The following is a 2,552-nucleotide window of genomic DNA, read 5'->3' as shown; positions in this document are numbered from 1 at the left end:
CCTCTGCTGACTTCTCGCTCCGTGCTTCCACGTCGCCCTTTCAGGCATAAGGCGAGATCTCCCCGGGTAAGAACACACTCCTTCACCGCACAACCGCCGGATTTACGCCGCGTCGCCTTGGCCACAAGAGCTTCGCGGCTTTTGGCCCGCTCGCCCTGCTCGGCAGCGCCTTTTATCCGGTTCTTGTCCATCGGCTCACGGTTTACGCTCCACGCTTCCTCCCCACGGTCGGTCGCCCTTCCGCAGTTGCGCTTCACTTCGTTCGCTGTGGCCAGCTCATGGGATGACTTGCACCTCCAGGAGTGCGCCCGTGCCGGGCGCACCACAAAAGCCCCGCGTGAGCGGGGCAAGTGCGACTCCGGATTCCTGGATCATCAGAGGTGACGACTGAAGTCCAACGGCTCCCGTTCCTTAACCGGGCCGTTAGCAGTCTCGTACTCCCTCAAGAACGCCATCACCATAGCGTAATCTTCACCAGACACCTGCCATGCTGGCTCATAGCCGCACAGGTCGATTCCGGTACGATCGGTGTCTTTGCTGAGGGTAGTGAAGTAATACCGGCTGATAAACTGCGCGTCGAACGGCTCGCCGTTGTTGTCAGCGTCATAGAACTCAACCAGGGGCTCGTCTTTGTCACGGATAAGGGCCAGCTTCTGTTCAGCCCTGTTCCAGCGTCCATAGCCATCGCCTTTCTCGACAATCCGTACCATGAACCGAGTCATTCCAGTATTCGCGTCAGTGGCGTGAAAAGTGCGTTGAACTGCCATGATGTGTCTCCTCTGCTGCGCTGGGTTCAGGTCCGGTAAAAGATCTGGAAACTGTCGTCGTTCTTGCCGAATTCAGCGAAGTACTCGCGGACGCCATACAGGTCTTTGGCTTCCTTCAAGGCGGTCGCGAACGACTTGCGCTTCTGGCTCAACCAGGTGCTCTTGGTTTGCGGATCCTGTCGCCATGCTTTGAGCTCCCGGAAGAGGTCGATCTTGCGGCCGAACGGAAGCTTGTCGGTGCAGAGGGGTTTAAAGCTCTTGACGTTTGTCTTGATAATTTTCGGATTCATGGAATTCATGGTGGTCTCCTGCCTGTGTTTGTTTGCCTAACCTGAAAACAATTATAGCAGGACAATTACACCATGCAAGGTGTAAAAAGGGGTTTACTCTTCCGGCGCAGCCGGTGGCTACGCCACAAGGCCTGAGTGCACAACAAAGGGCCGCAGGCCCCTAGGGAGGGCGACAGCCGGCCCCTGAGACTGCCCGGCATTGCCGGGCCGCTCGATAGATTGAAAGTCATCGCAGATCTGTTGATCACATCAAATGACCTTTTGGGGACACCCGGAAAGTCTCAAAGTCCGCCAGCGTCGCCTGTCGGAATCGATCGATACGAGGGTTGAAAGCCACCGGGCCATTCTTCCAATTCGGGCCACCCTTGAGCACGAGTCCAGCCAAAACGTCCATTTCCCGAATCGCTCCACCATGGACGATGCCAAGGGCGTTCTCATTCATCACAATGTAGGTATCTGGGATGACATCAAAGACCGCCTCAACTGCGCTTTCTGACTCATGCTTGGGGATGCCTTCACGGCTCGTGAGCACCGCTGACGCTTGACCAAGGGACAGGTGCTGGTGGTCCTCCATGGGGCCCGGGGTCACGCTGTCAGCCATAAACGGCGTTGAGCTGTACTCCCATCCTCGTGGGTCACCTTTCACTCGGTAGCGGTAAATCTGCTTCTCTGCCTGACTCATAATGCGGTTTCTCTTCCTGAAAGTGGGTAAGGGGAGGCGGTGCCTCCCGGGTTTGGTGAGTTGGCTGTCAGAAGGTGTCGAGCACGGGGACACCGTTACGGCGCCCGAAAGCATTGGGGTACGTGACACCGGGTTCCCGCTCCCAGATCAGTACGCCATTGAATGCCTGGTCACTGCGCTTGAAGGCTTCCTTCACCTGATCTTCGGGTAGAGTGGTCGCGTCCGCTTTTTCGATGCGAATGACTCCGGCGCGGTCGTTGGTCTCCACAATTCGCAGATAATCGCTGTCGGCGTAGGCTTCAAGGTAACGCCGGAACACATCGCCGGGCTGATAGTCCTTGCTCTTAAAGGGGGTCAGCCAGCATTGAGCGATAATGTCATCCTTGAGGGTTTTAACCAGTTTCATTTCGCGCTCATTGGTGAGTTGTGTGCGGCTTACTTCCATCTGGTGGCCATCCCAGTCGCGCCAGGATTTCCAGCCTTTGGCGGTAGCCGTGCCGTACCAGACCCGAACCAGAGCGGTCTCACCGCGGTCCTCGAGGATTGAAACGGTGTAACTGCCACCCATGCCGGACGGGGTATTGAATACTGTGATGGAGGTTTGCTGATCCATGGTGTTTCTCCTGCCTGTGTTTGTTTGCCTAACCTGAAAACCATTTTACCAGACACGAAACACCATGCAAGGTGTATATAGTGTTATTTCCCCGCGGCGCAGCCGTGGCGTAGCCAACCGGCCTGAGTGCACATCAAAGGGCCGCAGGCCCCGGATGGCGGAACGCCAGACAATCGGGATAGGGGGGAGCCATCGGGCTC

General features: G+C 56.9%; 5 protein-coding genes. All 5 read right to left on the bottom strand.

All coding sequences use genetic code 11. From position 1 onward, the window contains the following. Positions 1–350 (bottom strand): hypothetical protein (locus AC13E3_RS09940; RefSeq protein WP_482901974.1); only part of this gene is annotated, 350 nt, incomplete at its 3' end. Between the two features lie 24 nt (positions 351–374). Beyond that, positions 375–767 carry a hypothetical protein gene (locus tag AC13E3_RS09935; RefSeq protein WP_136632332.1) on the bottom strand — a complete coding sequence of 131 codons (393 nt, stop codon included), beginning with the start codon at positions 765–767 and terminating at the stop codon, positions 375–377. 26 nt (positions 768–793) lie between these two features. Beyond that, positions 794–1,066 carry a hypothetical protein gene (locus AC13E3_RS09930; RefSeq protein ID WP_136632331.1) on the bottom strand — a complete coding sequence of 91 codons (273 nt, stop codon included), beginning with the start codon at positions 1,064–1,066 and terminating at the stop codon, positions 794–796. A gap of 235 nt (positions 1,067–1,301) precedes the next feature. Continuing rightward, on the bottom strand, positions 1,302–1,739 hold the full coding sequence (locus AC13E3_RS09925; protein WP_136632330.1) for a hypothetical protein: 438 nt from the start codon (positions 1,737–1,739) through the stop codon (positions 1,302–1,304). A gap of 67 nt (positions 1,740–1,806) precedes the next feature. Beyond that, a complete protein-coding gene (locus AC13E3_RS09920) occupies positions 1,807–2,352 on the bottom strand; it encodes a hypothetical protein (protein ID WP_482901973.1) in 546 nt (181 codons plus the stop codon). Between the last annotated feature and the right edge of the window lie 200 nt (positions 2,353–2,552).

The organism is Marinobacter sp. L-80 (assembly GCF_056859395.1).
Note: the sequence above shows the minus strand (reverse complement) of the source record. Positions and strands in the feature narration are given on the sequence as shown.

What these genes read in the sequence shown, in the direction of transcription:
- AC13E3_RS09935 (WP_136632332.1), bottom strand. Translation starts at nt 767, where the DNA reads ATGGCAGTTCAACGCACTTTTCACGCCACTGACGCGAATACTGGAATG.
- AC13E3_RS09930 (WP_136632331.1), bottom strand. Translation starts at nt 1,066, where the DNA reads ATGAATTCCATGAATCCGAAAATTATCAAGACAAACGTCAAGAGCTTT.
- AC13E3_RS09925 (WP_136632330.1), bottom strand. Translation starts at nt 1,739, where the DNA reads ATGAGTCAGGCAGAGAAGCAGATTTACCGCTACCGAGTGAAAGGTGAC.
- AC13E3_RS09920 (WP_482901973.1), bottom strand. Translation starts at nt 2,352, where the DNA reads ATGGATCAGCAAACCTCCATCACAGTATTCAATACCCCGTCCGGCATG.